The 21,906-nt window shown below is 66.0% G+C and carries 19 protein-coding genes; 3 read left to right on the top strand and 16 right to left on the bottom strand.

Annotated features, from left to right (window positions below; translation table 11 throughout):
- Positions 1–138: 138 nt before the first annotated feature.
- From AC1RQC_RS35195 to clsB, 5 genes are all read right to left on the bottom strand, one after another.
- Positions 139–1,338: an acetyl-CoA C-acyltransferase gene (locus AC1RQC_RS35195; RefSeq protein ID WP_492376513.1), complete on the bottom strand. Its 1,200-nt coding sequence runs from the start codon at positions 1,336–1,338 to the stop codon at positions 139–141.
- A gap of 18 nt (positions 1,339–1,356) precedes the next feature.
- On the bottom strand, positions 1,357–3,783 hold the full coding sequence (locus tag AC1RQC_RS35190) for a 3-hydroxyacyl-CoA dehydrogenase/enoyl-CoA hydratase family protein (protein ID WP_492886106.1): 2,427 nt from the start codon (positions 3,781–3,783) through the stop codon (positions 1,357–1,359).
- 291 nt (positions 3,784–4,074) lie between these two features.
- Entirely contained in the window at positions 4,075–5,862 is a 1,788-nt protein-coding gene (locus tag AC1RQC_RS35185) for an acyl-CoA dehydrogenase C-terminal domain-containing protein (protein WP_492376810.1), read from the bottom strand.
- 73 nt (positions 5,863–5,935) lie between these two features.
- A complete protein-coding gene (locus AC1RQC_RS35180; protein ID WP_043343612.1) occupies positions 5,936–6,526 on the bottom strand; it encodes a TetR/AcrR family transcriptional regulator in 591 nt (196 codons plus the stop codon).
- A gap of 370 nt (positions 6,527–6,896) precedes the next feature.
- Entirely contained in the window at positions 6,897–8,213 is a 1,317-nt protein-coding gene (gene clsB, locus AC1RQC_RS35175; RefSeq protein WP_492387281.1) for a cardiolipin synthase ClsB, read from the bottom strand.
- A gap of 141 nt (positions 8,214–8,354) precedes the next feature.
- Between clsB and mobB the strand changes: the two genes are divergently transcribed.
- Positions 8,355–8,912: a molybdopterin-guanine dinucleotide biosynthesis protein B gene (gene mobB, locus AC1RQC_RS35170; RefSeq protein ID WP_416047582.1), complete on the top strand. Its 558-nt coding sequence runs from the start codon at positions 8,355–8,357 to the stop codon at positions 8,910–8,912.
- Here mobB and AC1RQC_RS35165 read toward each other — a convergent pair.
- Positions 8,897–9,496: a short chain dehydrogenase gene (locus tag AC1RQC_RS35165; RefSeq protein WP_492886104.1), complete on the bottom strand. Its 600-nt coding sequence runs from the start codon at positions 9,494–9,496 to the stop codon at positions 8,897–8,899. The genes mobB and AC1RQC_RS35165 overlap by 16 nt on opposite strands.
- A gap of 135 nt (positions 9,497–9,631) precedes the next feature.
- On the opposite strand from AC1RQC_RS35165, the gene AC1RQC_RS35160 reads away from it, so the two are divergent.
- A complete protein-coding gene (locus AC1RQC_RS35160) occupies positions 9,632–10,513 on the top strand; it encodes a LysR family transcriptional regulator (RefSeq protein WP_492376556.1) in 882 nt (293 codons plus the stop codon).
- A gap of 9 nt (positions 10,514–10,522) precedes the next feature.
- Here the strand turns inward: AC1RQC_RS35160 and AC1RQC_RS35155 are convergent, their stop codons facing one another.
- From AC1RQC_RS35155 to AC1RQC_RS35125, 7 genes are all read right to left on the bottom strand, one after another.
- Positions 10,523–11,311, bottom strand: coding sequence for an endonuclease/exonuclease/phosphatase family protein (locus tag AC1RQC_RS35155; protein ID WP_492886102.1), 789 nt, complete (start codon positions 11,309–11,311; stop codon positions 10,523–10,525).
- Complete coding sequence (gene nudB / locus AC1RQC_RS35150) at positions 11,308–11,781, bottom strand: dihydroneopterin triphosphate diphosphatase (protein ID WP_492376554.1); 474 nt, start codon at positions 11,779–11,781, stop codon at positions 11,308–11,310. Before nudB ends, AC1RQC_RS35155 begins: the two co-directional genes overlap by 4 nt.
- Positions 11,782–11,886: 105 nt before the next feature.
- Complete coding sequence (locus tag AC1RQC_RS35145; RefSeq protein ID WP_492376553.1) at positions 11,887–12,774, bottom strand: hypothetical protein; 888 nt, start codon at positions 12,772–12,774, stop codon at positions 11,887–11,889.
- 216 nt (positions 12,775–12,990) lie between these two features.
- Positions 12,991–14,796: an aspartate--tRNA ligase gene (aspS, locus tag AC1RQC_RS35140; protein ID WP_043343591.1), complete on the bottom strand. Its 1,806-nt coding sequence runs from the start codon at positions 14,794–14,796 to the stop codon at positions 12,991–12,993.
- 43 nt (positions 14,797–14,839) lie between these two features.
- Positions 14,840–15,538 carry a DUF502 domain-containing protein gene (locus tag AC1RQC_RS35135; protein WP_492376558.1) on the bottom strand — a complete coding sequence of 233 codons (699 nt, stop codon included), beginning with the start codon at positions 15,536–15,538 and terminating at the stop codon, positions 14,840–14,842.
- Positions 15,539–15,552: 14 nt separating this feature from the next.
- Entirely contained in the window at positions 15,553–15,912 is a 360-nt protein-coding gene (locus AC1RQC_RS35130; RefSeq protein ID WP_492376552.1) for an FmdB family zinc ribbon protein, read from the bottom strand.
- 199 nt (positions 15,913–16,111) lie between these two features.
- On the bottom strand, positions 16,112–17,548 hold the full coding sequence (locus AC1RQC_RS35125) for a high affinity choline transporter 1 (protein WP_253933021.1): 1,437 nt from the start codon (positions 17,546–17,548) through the stop codon (positions 16,112–16,114).
- Positions 17,549–18,021: 473 nt separating this feature from the next.
- Between AC1RQC_RS35125 and AC1RQC_RS35120 the strand changes: the two genes are divergently transcribed.
- Positions 18,022–18,630, top strand: coding sequence for a hypothetical protein (locus AC1RQC_RS35120; RefSeq protein WP_492376551.1), 609 nt, complete (start codon positions 18,022–18,024; stop codon positions 18,628–18,630).
- A gap of 42 nt (positions 18,631–18,672) precedes the next feature.
- Here AC1RQC_RS35120 and AC1RQC_RS35115 read toward each other — a convergent pair whose 3' ends face one another.
- From AC1RQC_RS35115 to AC1RQC_RS35105, 3 genes are all read right to left on the bottom strand, one after another.
- Positions 18,673–19,335, bottom strand: coding sequence for a methyltransferase domain-containing protein (locus AC1RQC_RS35115; protein ID WP_492376550.1), 663 nt, complete (start codon positions 19,333–19,335; stop codon positions 18,673–18,675).
- A gap of 47 nt (positions 19,336–19,382) precedes the next feature.
- Positions 19,383–20,960, bottom strand: coding sequence for a ubiquinone biosynthesis regulatory protein kinase UbiB (gene ubiB, locus AC1RQC_RS35110; RefSeq protein ID WP_416047571.1), 1,578 nt, complete (start codon positions 20,958–20,960; stop codon positions 19,383–19,385).
- 105 nt (positions 20,961–21,065) lie between these two features.
- Positions 21,066–21,740 (bottom strand): ubiquinone biosynthesis accessory factor UbiJ, encoded by a 675-nt coding sequence (locus AC1RQC_RS35105; RefSeq protein WP_492387280.1) that lies wholly within the window; start codon positions 21,738–21,740, stop codon positions 21,066–21,068.
- Between the last annotated feature and the right edge of the window lie 166 nt (positions 21,741–21,906).

Below are 21,906 nucleotides of genomic sequence, written 5' to 3'. Positions count from 1 at the left end.
TGTTTCCTCCCGGTCAGGTGAGCCGCGTCGAGGCGGCAGCTGTCTCCTTGTTATGGCACTCCTTTCTTCACCTGATCGAGAGTCGGGGCAGGCAGCACGAACGCACCTGGCGCCCATGCTGCCTGCCCCGCGGCGCGTTTAGACGCGCTCGAAAATACCTGCGGCGCCCATGCCGGTGCCGACGCACATGGTGACCATGCCGTACTTCAGGTTGTGACGGCGCAGCGCGTGCACCACGGTGGCCGAACGGATCGCGCCGGTGGCGCCCAGCGGGTGGCCCAGTGCAATCGCGCCGCCCATCTGGTTGACCTTGGCCGGGTCCAACTGCAGGTCGCGCATCACCGCCAGCGACTGCGCGGCGAAGGCTTCGTTCAGCTCGATCCAGTCCATCTGGTCCTGCGTGAGGCCGGCTGCCTTGAGCGCCGCGGGAATCGCTTCCTTGGGGCCGATGCCCATGATCTCGGGCGGCACGCCGCGCACCGCGAACGACACGAAGCGCGCCAGCGGCACCAGGTTGAACTGCTTGAGGATCTTTTCCGAAACCAGGATCAGCGCGCCAGCGCCATCCGAAGTCTGCGAGCTGTTGCCGGCGGTGACGCTGCCCTTGTTGGCAAACACCGGGCGCAGCTTGCCCAGGCCTTCGACCGAGGTCTCCGGACGCGGGCCTTCGTCCAGCGAGATGGTGCGTGTCTTCACGTCGACCTGGCCGCTGGCCAGGTTGGGGAATTTCTCGACGATCTCGATCGGGGTGATTTCGTCCTTGAAGTCGCCGGCCTGCTGGGCACGGATCGCCTTCTGGTGCGAAGCGAGCGAGAAAGCATCCTGGTCTTCGCGGCTGACCTGCCATTTCTGCGCGACCTTCTCGGCGGTCAGGCCCATGCCGTAGGCGATGCCGATGTTCTCGTCGCGCTCGAAGATCGCCGGCGACATCGACGGCGAATTGCCCATCATCGGCACCATGCTCATCGATTCCACGCCGGCGGCGATCATCACGTCGGACTCGCCCACGCGGATGCGGTCGGCGGCCATCGCCACGGCCGACAGGCCGGAGGCGCAGAAGCGGTTGACGGTGATGCCGCCCACGGTGTTCGGCAGGCCCGACAGCAGCGCACCGATGCGCGCGACGTTCAGGCCCTGCTGCGCCTCGGGGATGGCGCAGCCAACGATGGCGTCTTCGATCAGCCTGGGATCGAGGTTAGGCACCTGCGCCACGGCCGCGCGCAGGATGGTGGCCAGCAGGTCGTCCGGGCGGGTGTTCTTGAACGCGCCCTTGGGAGCCTTGCCGATCGGCGTGCGGGTCGCGGCAACGATGTATGCGTCTTGCAGTTGTTTCATGATGTCGGTTCCTCGCTTGCCTTAGTTGCGCACCGGCTTGCCGGTCTGCAGCATGCCCATGATGCGTTCCTGGGTCTTGCCCGTGCCGAGCAGGTCGACAAAGGCCTTGCGTTCCAGCGCCAGCAGCCATTCCTCGCTGACCAGCGAGCCGGCTTCCACGTCGCCGCCGCACACCGCCTCGGCAATGCGGCTGGCAATCAGGAAGTCGTGCGCGGAGATGAAGCCGCCGTCGCGCATATTGGCCAGCGACGCCTTGATGGTGGCAATGCCGGAGCGGCCCGCCACCGGCATCAGCGTGCCCGGTACCGGGGCGCGGTAGCCAGCGTTGGACAGCGCGCGCACTTCGTTCTGCGCCACGTAGAGCAGCTCGTGCACGTTGAACACGATGGTGTCCGACGGCTGCAGGTAGCCCATCTTCTGCGCGTCCAGCGCCGAGGAGGAGACCTTGGCCATGGCCGCTGCCTGGAAGCGGTTGGTGAGGAACTGCAGGTAGTTGGTGCTACCGGCGGCTTGCGCAGCACGTGCGGCAGCCAGCGCAGCCTCCTTCAGGCCGCCACCGGCCGGCACCAGGCCCACGCCCACTTCCACCAGGCCGATATAGGTTTCCAGCGCGGCCACGCGCTTGGCCGAATGCAGCATCAGCTCGCAGCCGCCGCCCAGCGCGATGCCGGACGCCGCCGACACCACCGGCACGGCGGAATACTTCACCCGCATCATGCCGTCCTGGAATTTCTTGACGAAGGGCTCGATGCCCTTGGCGCCGCCCATCATGAAGGCCGGCATCGCGGCTTCCAGGTTGGCGCCCGCGGAGAACGGGCCGCCCGGCGCGCCCAGTTGCAGCGACGTCGGCTGCCACACCACCAGGCCCTTGTACTCGGCTTCGGCCAAGTCGATGGCGCGCGTCAGGCCATCGATCACGTCCGGGCCGATGGTGTTCATCTTGCTCTTGAACGAAACCACCAGCACATCGTCCTGGCCCTCGCTCACCCAGATGCGTACCGCATCGTTTTCTTCCACGGTGCGGCCAGCCTTGCGCGGATCCGTTGCGGCGGTGCCCTTGACCGCGGCGCGGAACACCTGGCGCTCGTACACCGGCAACGCATTGCGCTGCACGAAGGCTTGCGCGGCGGGCGACCACGAACCCCGCGCGCCATGCACGCCCTGGTTGTCAGCGACGGGGCCTTCGAACACCCACGACGGCAGCGCCGCGCTGGACAAGCCCTTGCCCGCGTCGATGTCTTCCTTCACCCACTCGGCTACCTGCTTCCAGCCGGCCGATTGCCAGTCCTCGAAGGGGCCGGAGTTCCAGCCGAAGCCCCAGCGGATCGCCAGGTCGATATCGGCGGCGGAGCCGGCGATCTGCTCCAGGTAGACGCCGATGTAGTGGAACACGTCGCGGAACACGGCCCACAAGAACTGCGCCTGCGGGTTGCTGGATTCGCGCAGCAGCTTGATGCGCTCGGCCGGTTCCTTCTTCAGCATGCGCACCACGATCTCGTCGGCCTTCTTGCCCGAGTCGACATATTGGCCCGTCTTGGGGTCCAGCACCTTGATGGTCTTGCCTTCCTTCTTGTAGAAGCCAGCGCCGGTCTTCTGGCCCAATGCGCCCGCATCCACCAGCCCCTTGAGCACGGCGGGCGTCCTGTACACCGGCGCAAACGGATCGTCCAGCAGGGTGTCCTGCATGGTCTTGATCACGTGGGCCATGGTGTCCAGGCCCACCACGTCGGCAGTGCGGAAGGTGGCGGACTTGGCGCGGCCCAGCTTGGCGCCGGTCAGGTCGTCGACCACGTCGAAGGGGATGCCGTACTTCTCAGCCTCGGCGAACACCGCCAGGATCGAGAAGATGCCAACGCGGTTGGCAATGAAGTTCGGTGTGTCCTTGGCGCGCACCACGCCCTTGCCGAGCGTGGAGGTCAGGAAGGTTTCCAGGCGGTCCAGGATCGCGGGCTGCGTGGTCGCGGTCGGGATCAGCTCCACCAGGTGCATGTAGCGCGGCGGGTTGAAGAAGTGCACGCCGCAGAAGCGCGACCTCAGATCCGCGTCGAAACCATCGGACAGCGCGGTGATCGACAGGCCCGAGGTATTGGTAGCGAAGATCGTGTGCGATGCCAGGTGTGGCGCGACCTTCTTGTACAGGTCGTGCTTCCAGTCCATGCGCTCGGCGATGGCCTCGATCACCACGTCGCACTCCTTGAGCAGCGCGAGGTCGTCCTCGTAGTTGGCGGGCTGGATCAGGCCGGCTTCGTCCTTGATGCCGAGCGGCGCCGGCGAGAGTTTCTTCAGGTTCTCGATGGCGCGCAGCGAGATGCCGTTCTTGGGGCCTTCCTTGGCCGGAAGGTCGAACAGCACCACGGGCACGCGGGCATTGACGAGATGGGCGGCGATCTGCGCCCCCATGACGCCGGCACCCAGCACGGCGACCCTCTTGACGATGAAATTGGACATGCGCGCTCCTAGGAAAGTGAGCGTTGAGATGAGGTGGGCTGGCTGCGCGTGGCGCCGGCGTTGATGCTGGTGGTGACGCTGGTGTGCTCCCCTCTCCCGCTTGCGGGAGGGGTCGGGGGAGAGGGTGAGCGGTCGATCAAGCGGTATCGCTCGTTGAACCGTCGGCCCTCTCCCCCGTCCCCTCTTCCATTTCATGGGAGAGGGGAGCACACCATTGGCATCGACACCGTCAGAGCCAGTAGCCTGCGCCCGCGCTAAGACAACCGCATGAATTCAGGATAAACAATCCGATCAGAACAGATCCGCGTCCAGCGCCATCAGCGTGGCCGAACCAGCGCGTGCCATGCGGATCTGCGATGCCGTCTCCGGCAGCAGCTTGGCAAAGTAGAAGCGTGCGGTCGCCAGCTTGGTGGTGTAGAACTTGTCGCCGCTGGCTTGCTTCTCCAGCGCGATCTTGGCCATGCGGGCCCAGAAGTACGAGAACACCAGGTGGCCCACCACGCGCAGGTAAGGCACGGCAGCAGCGCCGACTTCGTCGGGGTTGCCCATGGCCTTCATGCCGATTTCCATGGTGAGCTTCTGCACCTTGTCGCCCAGGTCGGCCAGCGGGTTGACGAACTCCTGCATGGCTTCGTTGGTGCCTTCTTCCTCGACGAACGCCTGCACGATCTTGCCGAAGGCCTTCATCTTGGCGCCCATGTCGCCCAGGATCTTGCGGCCCAGCAGGTCCAGCGCCTGGATGGTGTTGGTGCCTTCGTAGATCATGTTGATGCGCGCGTCGCGCACATACTGCTCCATGCCCCACTCGGCGATGTAGCCGTGGCCGCCGAACACCTGCATGCCTTCGTTGGTGGCGGTGAACGCGTTATCGGTCAGGAAGGCCTTGATCACGGGCGTGAGCAACGCAACCAGGTCGCCCGCTTCCTTGCGCACGGACTCGTCCGGGTGCGACAGTTCGCGGTCGATCTGCAGCGCGGTCCAGTAGCTGAACGCGCGGCCGCCTTCGGCAAAGGCCTTCTGCGTCAGCAGCATGCGGCGCACATCCGGGTGCACGATGATCGGGTCGGCCGGCTTGTCCGGAGCCTTGGGACCGGTCAGCGCGCGCATCTGCAGGCGGTCCTTGGCATACGCCAGCGAGTTCTGGTAGGCCACTTCGGTCAGCCCGAGGCCCTGCATGCCCACGCCCAGGCGGGCGGCGTTCATCATCACGAACATGGCGTTCAGGCCCTTGTTGGGCTCGCCCACCAGCCAGCCGCGCGCGCCGTCCAGGTTCATCACGCAGGTGGCGTTGCCGTGGATGCCCATCTTGTGCTCGATCGAGCCGCACTTGATGCCGTTGCGCTCGCCCGGGTTGCCGCTGGCATCGGGGACGAACTTCGGCACCACGAACAGCGAGATGCCCTTGGTGCCCTGCGGTGCATCCGGCAGCCGTGCCAGCACCAGGTGGATGATGTTGGCGGAGAGATCGTGCTCGCCGGCCGAAATAAAGATCTTGGTGCCGGTAATGGTGTAGGAGCCATCGGCCTGCGGCTCGGCCTTGCTGCGCAGGATGCCCAGGTCGGTGCCGCAGTGCGGCTCGGTCAGGCACATGGTGCCGGTCCATTCGCCGGAGACCAGCTTGGGCAGGTAGACCTTCTGCAGCTCGGGCGTGCCGTGCGCGTGCAGCGCTTCGTATGCGCCGTGCGACAGGCCGGGGTACATGGTCCACGCCTGGTTGGCCGAGTTCAGCATCTCGTACAAGGCATTGTTGACCAGGATAGGCAGGCCCTGGCCGCCGTATTCGGGGTCGCAGCCCAGTGCCGGCCAGCCGGCTTCCACGTATTGCTTGTACGCTTCCTTGAAGCCCTTGGGCGCCGTCACCACGCCATCGCCGACGTAGGTACAGCCTTCGCGGTCGCCGCTCTGGTTGAGCGGGAACACGACCTCGGAGCAGAACTTGCCGGCTTCCTCAAGCACCTGGTTGATGGTGTCCGCGTCAACGTCGGCGTGCTTCGGCAACGCCTTGAGTTCGGCTTCCACGCCGAGCAATTCATGGAGCACGAACTGCATGTCGCGCAACGGTGCGGTGTACTGGCCCATCAAAGACTCCTTGGAGGTTTGCAAAGCCGCTACGCCGCCCGTGCACGATCCGGCACGGGACGCCGCGGCGGCGTCAGGTACGGTAGGACTGAATCAGTTTATTGAGCGCGACCATGGCAAGCTCGGCACTCGCGGGCAAGCGCAGGAAGCGGGCGTCATGATGCAAGCCTAGTTCAAGGCTGTACATTTCGAACAGCATCAGGCGCGGATCGCAATCCGCGCGCAGGTGCCCCTCTTCCCGTGCCTGGTCGATGGCGCGCGTCAGCGCGGCGCGCCAGATGGTGACGCTCTTGACGAGTTCGTCACGCACCGGGCTTTCCGCGCGGTCGTCGTACTCCACCGCCCCGCTGATGTAGATGCATCCCGTGGTCACTTCCTGGATGCGTTTTTCCATCCAGCGGCGCACCATGGACTGCAGGCGCGGCAGCCCACGCGGCTCGTGCAGCGAGGGATAGAAAACCTCCTGCTCGAACCGGCGGTGATACTCGCGCACCACCTCCACCTGCAAGTCCTCGCGCGAACCGAAATGCGCGAACACGCCGCTTTTGCTCATCTGCATGCGTTCCGCCAACAAGCCGATGGTCAAGCCTTCGAGCCCGTCGCGGGACGACAGCTCCAGCGCGGCATCCAGAATCGCCACGCGCGTCATTTCCCCCTTGCGCATGGGCGCGGGGGACGCGGAAGTGGCGGATTCGAGACGAGCTGACTGGTGTCGCATGATTTTTTCTCCGTTCTTCGCGGCGCGAAACGGATCGCGCCGCCTATGACCCTGACGTAATGCATATTTATTTCGCTGCCCGGCTGACTGCTTCACCGCCTGGCAGACCCGAATGCACGCAGTCTAAGGCAAAAAAGAACGACCGTTCAGATTATTGTGATCGCGCCCGCTGGCAGCAAGCTTTTAATTAGATCGGGGTTTCTAAACGCGGCGGCCGCGCTCGTGCGCCGCAACATGCCGCGACGCGGCGAGATAACGATCATTGTTGCCGCGAGTGATGCACAGCAGCATCGCCCCACCGGGTATTGTCCCGCGATCAGTAGCGCCCTGTCACGCCAGCGATGATCACGCCGACACGCAGCACCATATAGGCGGCCCAGTTCGCCATCCGGCGCACCGCCGAACGGCGCGCATGCGTGGCGGCCTTGACCTCGATGCTGCGCGAGGCAATGGCGTGCTCCAGCTCCTGGCGCAGCTCGGCACAGAACGCGCCGTCATAGACCGCGACATTGGCCTCGCGGGCCAGCAGCAGGCTGAACGGGTCCATGTTGCTGGAGCCCACCGTGGCCCAGGCATCGTCGACCACAGCCACCTTGGCGTGCAGGAAACTATCGGCGTATTCGAAGATTTCCACGCCGGCGCCGAGCAAGGTCGCATAAAGCGAATGGGTTGCATAGTGCTGCAAACGGTACTCTACCCTGCCCTGGAGCAACAGCCGCACGCGCACGCCGCGCTTGCGGCATGCCAGCAGGGCGCGGCGCATCTTGTGCCCAGGCAGGAAGTAGGCGTTGGCAATGATCACTTCCCGCCGCGCGCCGCCCAACGCCTGCAGGTACTGGCGTTCGATGGCGCGGCGGTTGCGCAGGTTGTCGCGCAGCAGCAGCACGGCGCGCATGCCGCCGGCCTGGTCCTGGCGCGGCAGCGGCAGGTCGGTGATCAGCGGAAAATCCGCCGCCACCCCCGCCAGGCCAACGCTGCGCATTTCGCCACGCAGCGATAGCTGCCACCACAGGCGTTCGGCGGTCAGCGCGATCTGGTTGACCAGCGGGCCCCGCACCTCCACCGCGAAGTCGTAGCGGGGGCCGAGCCCGGCGCTCTCGAAGGGCCCATGGTTGTAGTCGTCGATGATGTTGATGCCGCCAACAAAGCCGATCTGCTGGTCGATCACGGCCAGCTTGCGGTGCAGCCGGCGCAGGTTGCGCCGTGCCAGGCTGAAGCGGCGCAGCGGACGGAAGATCTTGAGGCAAGCCCCGCCCTCGCGCAGCCGCTCGGCAAGCCCGGCCGGCATGTCGCCAGCGCCGAAACCGTCCACCACCAGGTGCACGGCCACGCCCCGTGCGGCGGCACGGATCAGCGCATCGCTCACCGCTGCGCCGACCGCATCATCGGCGTAAATGTAGGTCTCGAGCGAAACCGAGAATACAGCCTGGTCGATCGCGGCAACCAAGGCCGGGAAGAACTCATTGCCGCCGCGCAGCAAACGGACCGCGTTGCCGCCCAGAGGCCTGCCGCGGCGCCATTCGGAGCGCAGTGGGCCGGCATGCCGCGGCGCGCGTGCGGGGGCATCGTCGCGGCTTGCGGTAAGCGCGGGAGGCGGCGCGCGGGGCGGGCGTGGGGGCGGAATCGATGACATGAGCCACATTATCAGGCACGCCGATGTCCTGTGCGTGCGCCAGGCGACGCGCGCGGCGCACACAGCGTGTGGGGCCATGCGCGCCGCGGCGGCCGTTCTCTGCTATCGTCGCCGCTTCATCCCCTCGCAACCCCCGACATCGTGAAGGTTTTCGGCATCTCCGGTGCGTCCGGCAGCGGCAAGACCACGTTGCTGGATCAAGTGATCCCGCGCTTCGCCGCCGCCGGCCTGCGCGTGGCCGGCGTCAAGCACACCCACCATGGCTTTGACCCGGATACCCCGGGCAAGGACTCCTGGCGTATGCGCCAGGCCGGCTGCGCCAACGTCGTGCTGGTGGGTGCGCGGCACCTCACGCTGATGCGCCACTATCCCGAAGCCGAGGCCTCGCCTGAGCTGGCCGATGCGCTGGCCGTGCTGCCCGCCGACACGGACCTGGTGCTGGTGGAAGGTTACAAGCGCAGCGATTTCCCCAAGCTGGAAGTGTTCCGCCCTGACCTGGGCAGGCCGCCGCTATGGCCGGAAGTGCCGAGCATCATGGCCGTCGCCAGCGACCAGCCGCAGGCTGTGGCCGCGCTCACCGCGTTGCCCGTGCTGGACCTGGCGGACCTTGACGCGATCTGCCAGATCATCCGCGACAGCGCGCTCGAACTCACGCCCGCGCTAGCCGCCGCCTTGGCGCAGCCTCACCAGACCCGATAGACATGCCCGCTGCGCGGCCCTTCCACGCTGCGCTGGAAGGCCAGCGCGACGCGCGCCGCCGGCACCGGCTCAAAGCCGGGGAAGTAATCGCCATACGCGGGCCATGACTCCTGCACTACCGTGGGGCTGACCACATTGATGCGCAGGCCGCGCTCCAGCTCGGGCGCCGCGCTACGCACGAACCCCTCCAGCGCCGCATTGACGCTGCCGGCATTGGCGCCCATGCGGATCGGCTCGCTGCCGACAATGCCGCTGGTGAGCGTGATCGAGCCGCCATCGTTCAGGAAATGCTGGCCAACCAGCGCCAGCCGCACCTGCCCGAGCAACTTGTCCTGCAGCCCGATTTCGAAGTCCTCGGCCCGCATCAGCGCGAGCGGCCCGAAAAACAGGCTTCCGGTCGTGGCGACGATGGCGTCCACCCGGCCGGTCGCATCGAACAAGGCCTGCACGGATTCCGGCCGGGTCAGGTCGACCCGATGTTCGCAGCGCGACTTGCCGACCCGCACCACGTCGTGGCGAGCCGACAGGTTCTCTACTACCGCCTGGCCGAGCGTTCCGCTGGCTCCGATCACAACAATCTTCATCGCATTCCCCATGGTTCTGGTTGTCTAGGAAGACGGCATTCCTTCCACCGCCATCAGGAATGCATTGTGAAAGTGGATTCGGGATGGATAAATGGGCTAGGATTTTGCATATCCCTAATTTTTAATTAGCAATCCATGGACAAGCTGCGCAGCATGGAAGTGTTTGCCGCCGCTGCCGAAGCCGGCAGCTTCAGCGCCTGCGCCGATGCACTGGGCCTGTCGGCGGTGATGGTAGGCAAGCATGTCGTCCAGCTGGAACGGCATCTGGGCGTGCGTCTGCTGCAACGCAGCACGCGCCGCCAAAGCCTGACCGAAGCCGGCCACCTGTTCCTGGAGGAATGCCGGCAGATCCTGGAGCGCGTGCGCAAAGCGGAGACCGTGGCAGAACGTCTGCACAGCCAGCCACGCGGCCGCCTGCGCGTGACCGCGCCGGTGACGTTGGGGGAGACGGCGGTCGCCGAAGCGGTATCGGCCTACCTGCTGCGCTACCCGGAAGTCACGGTGGAACTGGTGCTCGACGACGCTTTCACCGACCTGATTGCCGATGGTTTCGACGCCGCCGTGCGCATCGGCACGCTGGCCAGCTCCGACCATCTGGTGGCGCGGCCGTTGCGGCCGTATCGCATGGCGATCTGCGCGGCGCCGGCCTACCTCGCGCAAGCGGGCCATCCGCGCACGCTCGCGGAGCTGGCCGGGCACCGCTGCCTGAACCATCTGTTGTGGCCGCCAGGCATGGGGTGGCCGGCCCCCGAGGATGACGGGGCGCCCAAGGCATCGGCGCCGCTGGCGGCCAACAACGGCCAGGCGCTGCGGCGCGCGGCATTGGCTGGCTGTGGCGTGGTGATGCAGCCGGAAGTGCTGCTGGCGGCGGACATCGCCGCCGGGCTGCTGGTCCCGTTGCTGGAAGACGCCATGCCAGCGCCAAGGCCGGTCCACCTGCTCTATCCGCGCGACCCGCGGCCGCTGCCCAAGCAGGCCTGCTTTGTTGACGTCATGCTGGAGAAAATGGGGGCCTGAGGATGGGCCTCAGGAAGTCGTGCCTGCCTTGGCCTTGTGGACAACCGGCCGCTCCGGCACGGCAATGCGGGCAAGCTCCGCCATCAATGGCACATGGTCCGAGCGCTGGGCCCAGTCGCGGCCGGTCAGCGCGCTGGCGTGCTCGATCTCGAAGCCCCGCACATAGATGCGGTCGAGTTGCCACCAGGGCATGTGGCTGGGAAAGGTGTGCAGCCGCGCGCCACCGGCGGAGGACACCTCCGTCGCGCCAAGCGTGGTGCAGATCAGGTTGTCGAGCCGGTGGTTCCAGTCGTTGAAATCCCCCGCGATCAACAGCGGCGCCCCGGCTGGCACCACGTCCTGCACGCGCTTGACCAGCGCCTCCGCCTGGCGCGCGCGGCTGCGCGCGAACAAGCCGAAATGCACGCAGATCAGGTGGGCCTCGACCCCGTTCATATCCGCTACCGCGTGCAGCAGGCCGCGCTGCTCGAAGCGATGGTCAGAGATGTCGAGGTTTTCCGACATCAGGATCGGATGGCGCGACAGGATGGCATTGCCGTGGTGCCCATGGTCGTACACCGCATTGCGGCCGTAGACCGAATGCGGATACGCGTCGGTCGCCAAATAGTTGAGCTGGGTGTAATCCGGGTCGAACAAGGCCGCCGCCACCAGGCGGTCATTGCGATCCTGCACCTCCTGCAGGAAGACGATGTCGGCATTCACCACGTGCAGGCCATCGCGCACGTTATGGATACGCGACTTGCCCTTGATGCCGGTCACGCCCTTGTGAATGTTGTAGGTGACGACGCGCAGCCTCATAGGTCCGCTCCGCAAGCCGCACGCTGCCCCCGCACCCGCCAGCCCAACTGCAGCACCGCCTCGGCGTTGCTGGTCGAGAAGCAGAGCGCGGCGGCCTCCCGCCACGGCAGCCACTGATACTGCAAGTGCTCGCGCGGCGCCAGCGTCACCGGCAGCGGCTGCGCGACACGCAGGCCAAACCAGTGCTCGGTGTTGCGCGTCACGCCCGGCGCGTAGCGGTGGCGCCACTGCGGGTAGATTTCGTACTCGATAGTGTGGTTCCAGTCGTCCAGCCGGTGCTCGGCGGCGACCAGGCCGGTTTCCTCGGCCACCTCGCGCGCGGCTGTCAGCGCCAGCGGCTCGTCGGGCGTGTCCAGGCTGCCGGTGACCGACTGCCAGTAGCCCGGCCGGTCGGCGCGCTCGATCAACAGCACTTGCAGGTCTGGCGTGTGGATCACAACCAGGACGGATTCAGGGATTTTGTAGGGCATGGGGATAGGACAAACGGCGTCCCCAAGCTTACCGCAGATGCGCCCGGGCACCATGGGAAACATGGCGGAAATGACGGATGCGGCGGCCTTGCCGCCCAGGCCCCTTCATGCTGCGTGGACGCTGGACTGAGCCGGCGTTTCTCGCAACCAGGTCTCGAATACGCCAGGCGAGTCGCCGTGTCCCCACGCAGCGCGTAGTTGCTGCATCAACGGCGTCAGCGCGCGTGTGTACTCGCGCGAAGCCACCTGCGCATGGGCGGCCAGGCGGTCCGCGCATTGCTGGACCTGCGCCTGCAGCTGCGCGCGCTCGTGCGCGATCTCTTTTTCGCGCACGCCCAGCGTGTTGTACTTCTGGATCAGGAAGCGCTGGTAGTCACCGGCTTCGACACCTTGGGCGGCCTGTGCGTTGACCTGCTCGAAGCGCATCACGATGCTGCCAGTCTCCTGCTCGATATGCATGGCCTCCGCGGCCAGCGCCTGCAAGCCGTCCTGCAGCCGCAGCGCTTCGCGACGCTCGTCGCGCAGCTTCACGACGTACTCATCGAAGCTGCGCTGGGCCGTCAGGTAAGACTGCACCACCGGCTGCGGCGCCACCACCAGCAACGGATCCGCGCCGCCCGCGCGGCTGCCCTGCAGCAAAGCGTCATCGGGCAGCCTCAGGTTGCCAAGGTCCTCCAGCCAGCGCCCACGCGCCATGACGGTGCCCACCGTATCCAGCGCCACCCGGCGCAGGGCTTCGGCGCGCTGCATCTCCACCGGCTCCAGCATTGGCACGCCCCCACCGCCGGTCTTCGCAGCATGCGCGATATCCGGCACACAAGCCGCCACCGTGGTGGCCACGGACTCCGACATGGCCACCGCCGAGCGGCGCACCGCGCGCCGCAGCTCGAAACGCGCCAGCAGCATCATCACCAGCCCGGCCGCCAGCCAGGTGAGGATGGTCTCGGCATGGGCCAGTAAAAACTGGCGAATCAGTTCTACATCCAGGTGCACGGCAAATTCCTCCCGCGCGGCCGTCGTGCCTTCGAATTGGGCTTGCGGCTTGGCGCTATAAAGGGAGAAGACTGGACGGGAGGGGGCTTCGTTCCGCGATGTAACAATTGGAAACCAGGGATTGGGTGCCGGCTGTGGCACTTGGCATGCATCGCGGCCGCCAATGCAAAAAGGCCGCGCTGTCGCGCGGCCTTTTCAAGCAGTCCGAACCCCGGCTCAGGCCGTCTTCGGCTCCGCAGCACGCAGGCGGATATGCAGCTCGCGCAGTTGCTTCTCATCGACCGAGCTCGGCGCTTGCGTGAGCAAGTCTTGCGCGCGCTGGGTCTTGGGGAAGGCGATCACGTCGCGGATCGAATCGGCGCCGGCCATCATGGTGACGATGCGATCCAGGCCGAAGGCCAGGCCGCCGTGCGGGGGCGCGCCATATTGCAGCGCGTCCAGCAGGTAGCCGAACTTGGCACGGGCTTCTTCCTCGCCGATCTTCAGGGCGCGGAACACCTTGCTTTGCACGTCCTCGCGGAAGATCCGCACCGAGCCACCGCCCATTTCCCAGCCGTTCAGGACCATGTCGTAGGCCTTGGCGATGCACTTGCCCGGATCGGTTTCCAGGTATTGCAGGTGCTCGTCCTTGGGGCTGGTGAACGGGTGGTGCATGGCGACCCAGCGGGCATCTTCCTCGTCGTACTCGAACATCGGGAAGTCGATCACCCACAGCGGCTTCCACACGTCCTCGAACAGGCCGTGGGTCTTGCCGAACTCGGAGTGGCCGATCTTCAGGCGCAGGCCGCCGATGGCGTCGTTGACGACCTTGGCCTTGTCCGCGCCGAAGAAGATGATGTCGCCGTCCTTGGCGCCGGTGCGCTTCAGGATCTCGGCGATGGCTGCGTCGTGCAGGTTCTTGACGATCGGCGATTGCAGGCCGTCGCGGCCCTTGGCCACTTCGTTGACCTTGATCCAGGCCAGGCCCTTGGCGCCATAGATGGCGACGAACTGGGTGTAGGCATCGATCTCGCTGCGCGAGATGGCGGCGCCGCCCGGCACGCACAGGCCGACCACGCGGCCGTTCTCGCTGTTGGCGGGGCCGGAGAACACCTTGAAGTCGACGTCCTTCATGGCGTCGGTCAGTTCGGTGAACTCGAGCTTGACGCGCAGGTCAGGCTTGTCCGAACCGAAGCGGGCCATGGCCTCGCGGAATTCCATCACGGGGAAGCTGGCGTCCAGGTCGACGTCGATGGCGTTCTTGAACACCGTGCGCATCATGTCCTCGAACAGGTCGCGGATTTCCTGCTCGTTCAGGAACGAGGTCTCGCAGTCGATCTGCGTGAACTCGGGCTGGCGGTCGGCACGCAGGTCCTCGTCGCGGAAGCACTTGGTGATCTGGTAGTAGCGGTCGAAGCCCGACACCATCAGCATCTGCTTGAAGATCTGCGGCGATTGCGGCAGCGCGAAGAAGTGGCCCGGGTTGGTCCGCGACGGCACCAGGTAGTCCCGCGCGCCTTCGGGCGTGCTCTTGCCCAGCATCGGGGTCTCGATGTCGATGAAGCCTTGCGCGTCCAGGTACTTGCGCACTTCCATGGCCACCTTGTAGCGCAGGCGCAGGTTGTACTGCATCTGCGGGCGGCGCAGGTCCAGCACGCGGTGCGTCAGGCGGGTGGTCTCGGACAGGTTGTCGTCATCGAGCTGGAACGGGGGTGTGACCGACGGGTTGAGCACGGTCAGCTCATGGCACAGCACCTCGATCTTGCCGGAGGTCAGGTTGGCGTTCTCGGTGCCCGCCGGACGCGGGCGCACCTTGCCGGTGATGCGCACGCAGAACTCGTTGCGGATCTCTTCGGCAGCCTTGAACATCTCGGGACGATCGGGGTCGCACACCACCTGCACCAGGCCTTCGCGGTCGCGCAGGTCGATGAAGATCACGCCACCGTGATCGCGGCGACGCTGCACCCAGCCGGTGAGAGCCACTTCTTGGCCCGACAGTTGTTCGGTCACGAGACCGCAATAGTGAGTACGCATGGAGGACATAAGGGAATTCCCGGAATAACGCGGCCGCCGATGCGGCCGGCGATCAATTTGAATGCGATGAGCCGGTGGACTCGGCGAGGGCTTCTGCCTCCGCCTCGCCGGCGCGCACGGAGCCGCTCTTGCGCGGTAGCTCGGTCGGCGCCACCACGCCCATCGAGACGATGTACTTCAGCGCGGCGTCGACGGTCATGTCGAGTTCGATGGTATCGGCCTTGGGCATCATCAGGAAGAAGCCCGAGGTCGGATTCGGCGTGGTCGGCACGTAGACGCTGACATACTCGCCCTGCAGATGATTCTGCACATCGCCGCCGGGACGGCCGGTGAGGAATGCGATGGTCCACGAACCCTCACGCGGGTACTGCACCAGCAGCGCCTTGCGAAAGGCATTGCCGGACGAGGAGAGCAGCGTATCCGAGACCTGCTTGACGCTGGTGTAGATCGGCCCGACCACCGGGATATGGCGCAGCAGCGCTTCCCACCAGCGCACCAGGCGCTGGCCGATGAAGTTGTGGGTCAGCAGGCCGACCAGCAGGATGAACACCACCGTCAGGATGGCGCCCAGGCCCGGGATGCGCACCTTGAACAGCTGGACCGGCTGCCAGGCTTCAGGCAGCAGCGCCAGGCTCTGGTCCATGGTGCTGATGACCAGGTTCAACACCCACAGCGTGATGCCCAGCGGCACCAGCACCAATAGCCCGGTGAGGAACCAGGTCTTGAGGGCGGAAGTCTTCTTCGCCGGCACGATGCGTTCTGCCTTCAATGGCTGGCGACGGCACTGCCGGAACCGCCGGCAGTACTGGTCGGCGCCGTGCTGACGGTGCTGGAGGATTCCGTGGCTGCGCCGGACGAGGCCGGTGCCGCTGCTTCGCTCTTGCCCTCGGTGGCGCTGCCGGCGGCCGCCGTGGCGGGCGCAGCGGACGTGGCACTGTTGCCACCGCGGAAATCGGTGACGTACCAGCCCGACCCCTTGAGCTGGAAGCCCGCGGCGGTCAGTTGTTTCTTGAACGTGCCCTTCGCGCCGCAGGATGTGCAGTCGGTAAGCGGGGCATCGCTCATTTTCTGCAGCACATCGCGCCCGTGGCCGCAGGCGTCGCAACGATAGGCATAGATCGGCATAGTGGCTCTCCGCAAGGAGTCTGGAACGGAAATTGGATGGAACCGCGAGGCCGCGCCGAGCGGGAAGTTGCCACTCCCGTGCGCGCACCTTGCGGTGCAAAGCCTTGAATTATAAACCGTTCTGAGAACGCCGGGCCGGCGGAAAAAGAGGCCGGGGTGCCTTCGAAGCCACGCGTGACCCGCCGGATGCCCGCAACGCTCAGGCCAGATGGACTTCCTTGACACGCGGATGGTCGTTGATCCACTGCGGCAGCAGCGAGCCGAACACCATGCCGCCGATGGAGACCAGCAGGCCGACCATCTGCGGCGGCACCGCCGCGTCGGCGAAGGCGATTTCGCAGCACAGCCAGGAAACCAACCCGAGGATGATCGCGGCAAGGCCGCCCTGGCGCGTGGCCGGCTTCCAGAACATGCCAAAGGCCAGCGGGACGAATGACGAGACCAAAGTGACCTTATATGCATTTTCCACCATATGGAAAATGGACAGATGCGAGTTCAGCGCGAACAGCGTCACCAGCACGGCGAACACCAGCACCACAGCCTGCATCACGCGCAGGAAGCGGCGGTCGTCGAGATGGCGGAAATAGGGCCGCAGGATATTCTCGGCAAAGGTGACCGACGGTGCCAGCAGCGTCGCCGAGGCACAGCTCTTGATGGCGGACAGCAGCGCGCCGAAGAACATCACCTGGGCGAACATGGGCGCGTGCGTCAGGATCAGCTTGGGCAGGATCAGCTGCGAATCGGTGTTGATGTACTTCTGCACCATCTCCGGGTCGATCATGGTGGCCGAATAGGCCAGGAACATCGGGATGAAGGCAAAGCAGAAGTAAAGCACGCCGCCCAGCACCGAAGCGCGCCCGGCAATCTTCTCGGTGCGCGACGAGGTCACGCGCTGGAACACATCCTGCTGCGGGATCGATCCCAGCATCATGGTGAACAGCGCGGCCGCGAAGCCGATGATCTGGATCAGGTCCAGCGAGGGCAGGAATTCGAACTTGCCGGCCGCCGCCGCATGCGACACCACCGCGGCCACGCCGCCGGCCTGGCCGCTGACTTCATAGCCGATATACAGCATCCCGATCACGATGATGATCATCTGGATGAAGTCGGTCACCGCCACGGCCCACATGCCGCCGAACAGGGTGTACACCAGCACGCTGGCGGCTCCGATCATCATGCCGGTTTCCTGCGACAGCGCGCCGTCCGAGACGGTGAAGAACACCAGCCCGAGCGCCTTGATCTGCGCGGCAACCCAGCCCAGGTAGGACATCACGATACACAGCGTGGTCAGCACCTCGGCCAGCCGCCCGTAGCGATTGTGATAGTAATCGCCGATGGTGAGCAGGTTCATCCGGTACAGCGGGCGCGCGAAGAACAGGCCGACCAGGATCAGGCAAAGCGAGGAACCGAAAGGATCGGACACCACCCCGGACAAGCCTTCCTTGAGGAAAACCGCGGGGATGCCCAGCACCGTCTCCGAGCCGAACCATGTCGCGAACACGGTGGCGGTGACGATGTAGAACGGCAGGCTGCGGCCGGCGACCGCGAAGTCGGTGGCGTTGCGCACGCGCAGCGCGGCCCACAGGCCAATGCCGACGGAGATTACCCAATAGATGATGACGAACCAGATCAGCATGCTGCTGCCCTATCCCAAAGTGCCCTTGCGGCGAGAAACCGGTTGCCGGTGAGGCGGGATTTGCGGCCAGCCTTGCCCGGAGTCCAATTCATCGGTCGGGGCCGCATGGGTGGCTGAGCTAGCCTGCGGTCGTAGCCGAATCAAAACGCGGATTATAGCGACGCCTGCCGCGCGGCGAGAAAAAAACCCGCCACCACGCGGAAATTGCCCGGGACGGTGCAGCCCCGGCGCCACAGGTGACGTGGACTGCGCCGTGGATGCCCGCCACGGCCGCGGCGCCCCGCCGTGGTGCGCAAGGCTTGCGGCTTACGCGTGGGCTTACGCGCGGGCTTACGCGCGGTTACACAGCTTACAAACCCTGCGTCAGCACGCCGTGCCCGGCGCGCATTAAGGAAGCCAAGGCAGCAACATCGGGCGCCGCGCCCACGAGCCACGCTGCCGCACCACGGCCCAATGAGGAAAAGGAGAACACCATGTCGAACCGCCAAACCAAGATGCTCAAGACCCTGATGATTGCCGCAGGCCTGCTCGGCGCCGGCCTGGCCAGCGCCCAGACTGCGGCGGTCTCGCAGGATGTGCAGCGCAACGTCAACCAGGAACAGCGCATCGAGAACGGCCTGAAATCCGGCAGCCTGAGCACGCGCGAAGCGGCCAGCCTGGAAAAGCAGACCGCCCGCGTGGACCACATGGAAGCGCACGCCCTGGCCAACGGCTCGGTCTCGCCGCGCGAGCAGGCGTCCATCCAGCGTGCCGAGAACAACGTGAGCCGCGACATCGCGCATGACACGCACAACGGCATCACCGGCAACCCCGCCAGCGCCTCATCGCAGCGCATGCAGGCCGACGTGCAGCGCAATATCAACCAAGAGCAGCGCATCAAGAACGGCGTGGCCAATGGCTCGCTCACCAACCGCGAGGCCGGCAGCCTCGAACGCGGCCAGGCTCACGTGGATCGGCGCGAAGCGCGCGCCGGCGCCAACGGCCATGTTGGTGCGGGCGCGCAGCGTGGAATCCAGCGTGCCGAAAACCGCGACAGCCGGGCGATCTACCACGACAAGCACAACGCCCGCGTGCGCGGCTGACGCAAAGGCTGGCGCCTGCGGCTGAACGCTGAACCCTGAAACCTAAGCCCTGCGGCGCCAGACCTGCCACTGCTCGCGGCCGGCAAATATCGGCAGCGAGCCAGTGGCGGCCCGCGCCTCCACCAGCTCGAAGGCCGGCTCAAGCAGCGCGCGCAGTTCTGCCTCGGGGATGGCAAAAGGCGGCCCGCCGCGCGTCTCGTCCAGGAAGAAGTAGCCGGCCAGCAGCCCGCCCGGCGGCAGCAGTTGCGCCACACGAGCGGCGTAGCCGGCCCGCATGGCTGGCGGCAAGGCGCACAGGAAAGCCCGCTCGTAGATCCACTGGCAGGCAGGCTCGGGCGCGAAGGCAAAGAAATCCGCTTCGTGCACGACAGCCCCGGCCGGCCCCAGCGCGCGGCGCGCGCTGGCTACGGCCTCGGGTGAGAAATCAATGGCGGTCACCGGCCAGCCGCGCGCATGGAGCCACCCCGCTTCCCAGCCGTTGCCACAGCCAGGGATTAGCGTTGGGCACGGTGCCATCGCGCTGGCGAAGGCCTCGAAATCGGCCGGCACGCCGCCCAGGTCCCAGGGCATGAAGCCCTTCTCGAAGCGCTCATCCCAGAAAGCCGGGTCCCCCGCGTTGCGCGTGGCAAAGACTGGCGGGGCTGCGGCCTTGATCGGCGCGTTATCGGATTTGGTCAAGCTGGCCTCCACTGCATTGCATTTCATCAACTTTGCACTCGCCACCCAGGCGATTCGGGGCACGATCCCGTGCGCTACCAGTAGCCAACCCAGGCCAGCAGCTCGGTCAGCACCACCCCGGCGATGAATCCGCCAACCAGCAACAAGGCCGTGCCGACCAGGCGGTTGGTGCGGCGCTGCTCGGCGACCAGGGCGGCCAGCAGCTTCTCCTGCTGGCCATTGTCGACCAGGGCGCGGCGCTCGAGGAACTGGTGCGCCAGGCGCGGGAAGTCGGGCAGCATCTTGGCCCATTGCGGGGCCTCCACCTGGATGCGCTCCCAGGCACCCTTCCAGCCGACCTGCTCGTGCATCCATTTCTCGAGGAAGGGCTTGGCGGTCTTCCACAGGTCCAGGTCCGGATCGAGCTGGCGTCCCAGCCCTTCGATATTGAGCAAGGTCTTCTGCAACAGGACCAGTTGCGGCTGGATCTCAACGTTAAAGCGGCGCGAGGTCTGGAACAGGCGCATCAGCACCATGCCCAGCGAGATCTCCTTGAGCGGCTTGTCGAAATAGGGCTCGCAGCACGCCCGTACCGCGCTCTCCAGTTCCTCCACCCGCGTATGGGCCGGCACCCAGCCCGACTCCACGTGCAGCAGCGCCACGCGATGGTAGTCGCGGCGGAAGAAGGCAATGAAGTTCTGCGCCAGGTAGTTCTTGTCGAACTCGGACAGCGCGCCGACGATGCCGAAGTCCAGCGCGATGTAGCGTCCAAAACTCTGCGGCGCCACCGACACCAGGATGTTGCCCGGGTGCATGTCGGCATGGAAGAACCCGTCGCGGAACACCTGCGTGAAGAAGATCTCCACGCCCTCCTCCGCCAGCAGGTGCATGTCGACGCCAGCCGCCCTGAGCGACTCGGTGCGCGAGATGGGGATCCCATGCATGCGCTCCATCACGAAGACCTCGCTGCTGCACCAGTCCCAGAACACCTCTGGCACCAGCAGCAGCTTGGTGTCGGCAAAGTTGCGGCGCAGCTGGCTGGCGTTGGCGGCCTCGATCATCAGGTCGAGTTCGTCGTGCAGGTATTTGTCGAACTCGGCGACGACCTCGCGCGGCTTCAGGCGCTTGCCGTCAGCCCAGAAACGCTCAAGCCAGGCGGCGAGGTCCCGCATCAGCGCCAGGTCGCTGTCGATGACCGGCAGCATGCCCGGGCGCAGGACCTTCACGGCGACTTCGCGGCCGTGGTTGGGACCGCCCTTCAGGATGGCGAAGTGAACCTGGGCGATGGACGCGCTGGCCACCGGCTTGTGGTCGAAGCTCTCGAACAGCGTCGCCAGCTTCCGGCCCAGCGAGCGCTCGATGATCTTGACCGCCACGACTGAATCGAACGGCGGCACCTGGTCCTGCAGCTTGGCGAGCTCGTCGGCGATGTCCTCGGGCATCAGGTCGCGCCGGGTGGAGAGCACCTGGCCAAACTTGACGAAGATCGGCCCCAGGCGCGTCAGCGCCAGGCGCAGGCGTTCGCCCCGGGGCATGTCGAGCTTGCGGCCAATGGTAATGACACGCACCAGGAATCGGATGCGGCGGCTCTTGAAACCAGACAGCACGAGCTCGTCGAGGCCGTAGTAGAGGATGACGAAAACGATCTTGCAAAGGCGCAGGAAGCGGGTCATGCAGGTTCTTCAGTGTTGGGGCCGTGCTGCTTGGCCGGTCTGGCAATGGATAAAGCCGTGGATGCGCAATTGAGCAGGGTTCTGGCGGCGGCAGGCCGCGGGCGATCAGCGATGGGCGGACGGCAGCGTGCCGGCGCCACGCTCGGAGCGGGTGCGCTGCTCCAGCTTTTCCAGCCGCTTTTCCAGCCGGGCGAGGTCGTCGCGCAGCGCGCTCACGCCGGCGCCGAACTCGTCGAGCGCCGCGTGGCGCACCAGGGTCGGCTGCTCGTCGAGCAGGTATTCGGTCACGTTATCGACCAGCGCGCGGCCCACCCGCGTGGCCTGGGCATGCACCTGCTGCACGCCGTCCACCACCCGCTGCGCCACGCTGTCGCTCACCGGGCCGCCCAGGATGCCGCGCAATGCGCGCGACAGGTCCTCGGCCGCATCCCAGCGCAGGTTGCGGGCCAGCGTGGAGACCGTGTTGGCCAGCTCGGCATCTCCCTCGATGCGCACATGCCTCATCGCCGCCGCCTGGCCGCCGCCCGCCACATCCGAAGCCACCAGCGGCCACAGCTGCAGCGGCACGGTCAGCGTGACCGCCGGGGTTTCATCCACCGCGGCCAGCTCCGTCAGGCCCTGTCCCGTCACCTTCAAGGCGAGCGTGAACGCGGCCGCGTCAAAGCGGATGATGCGCCCGGCGAAGGGCTGGAGCATGGTGGTTGCCCAGGGCTCCTGTTCCAGCAGGTGGTTCAGGGCGGTGATCGGGGGGGTGGCCAGGGGGGTGGGGAGGGTGGTCATGATTGGGTGGGGCTGGGGGCGGGCCTTTCAGGGGAGTGGGTTGGTCGGTTCTAAAGTCAAAATCAACTTCAACGGCTTAACATCAAAAGCAACTGCAGTTTCACCACCCCTGCGGGGCGGCGACCTACTTTTTTGTCTTGCCAAAAAAGTAGGCAAAAAAGGCGCG

The organism is Cupriavidus sp. GW822-FHT03E04 (assembly GCF_058801495.1).
The sequence above is the reverse complement of the archived record's forward strand: the minus strand, read 5'-3'. Positions and strand labels throughout refer to the sequence as shown.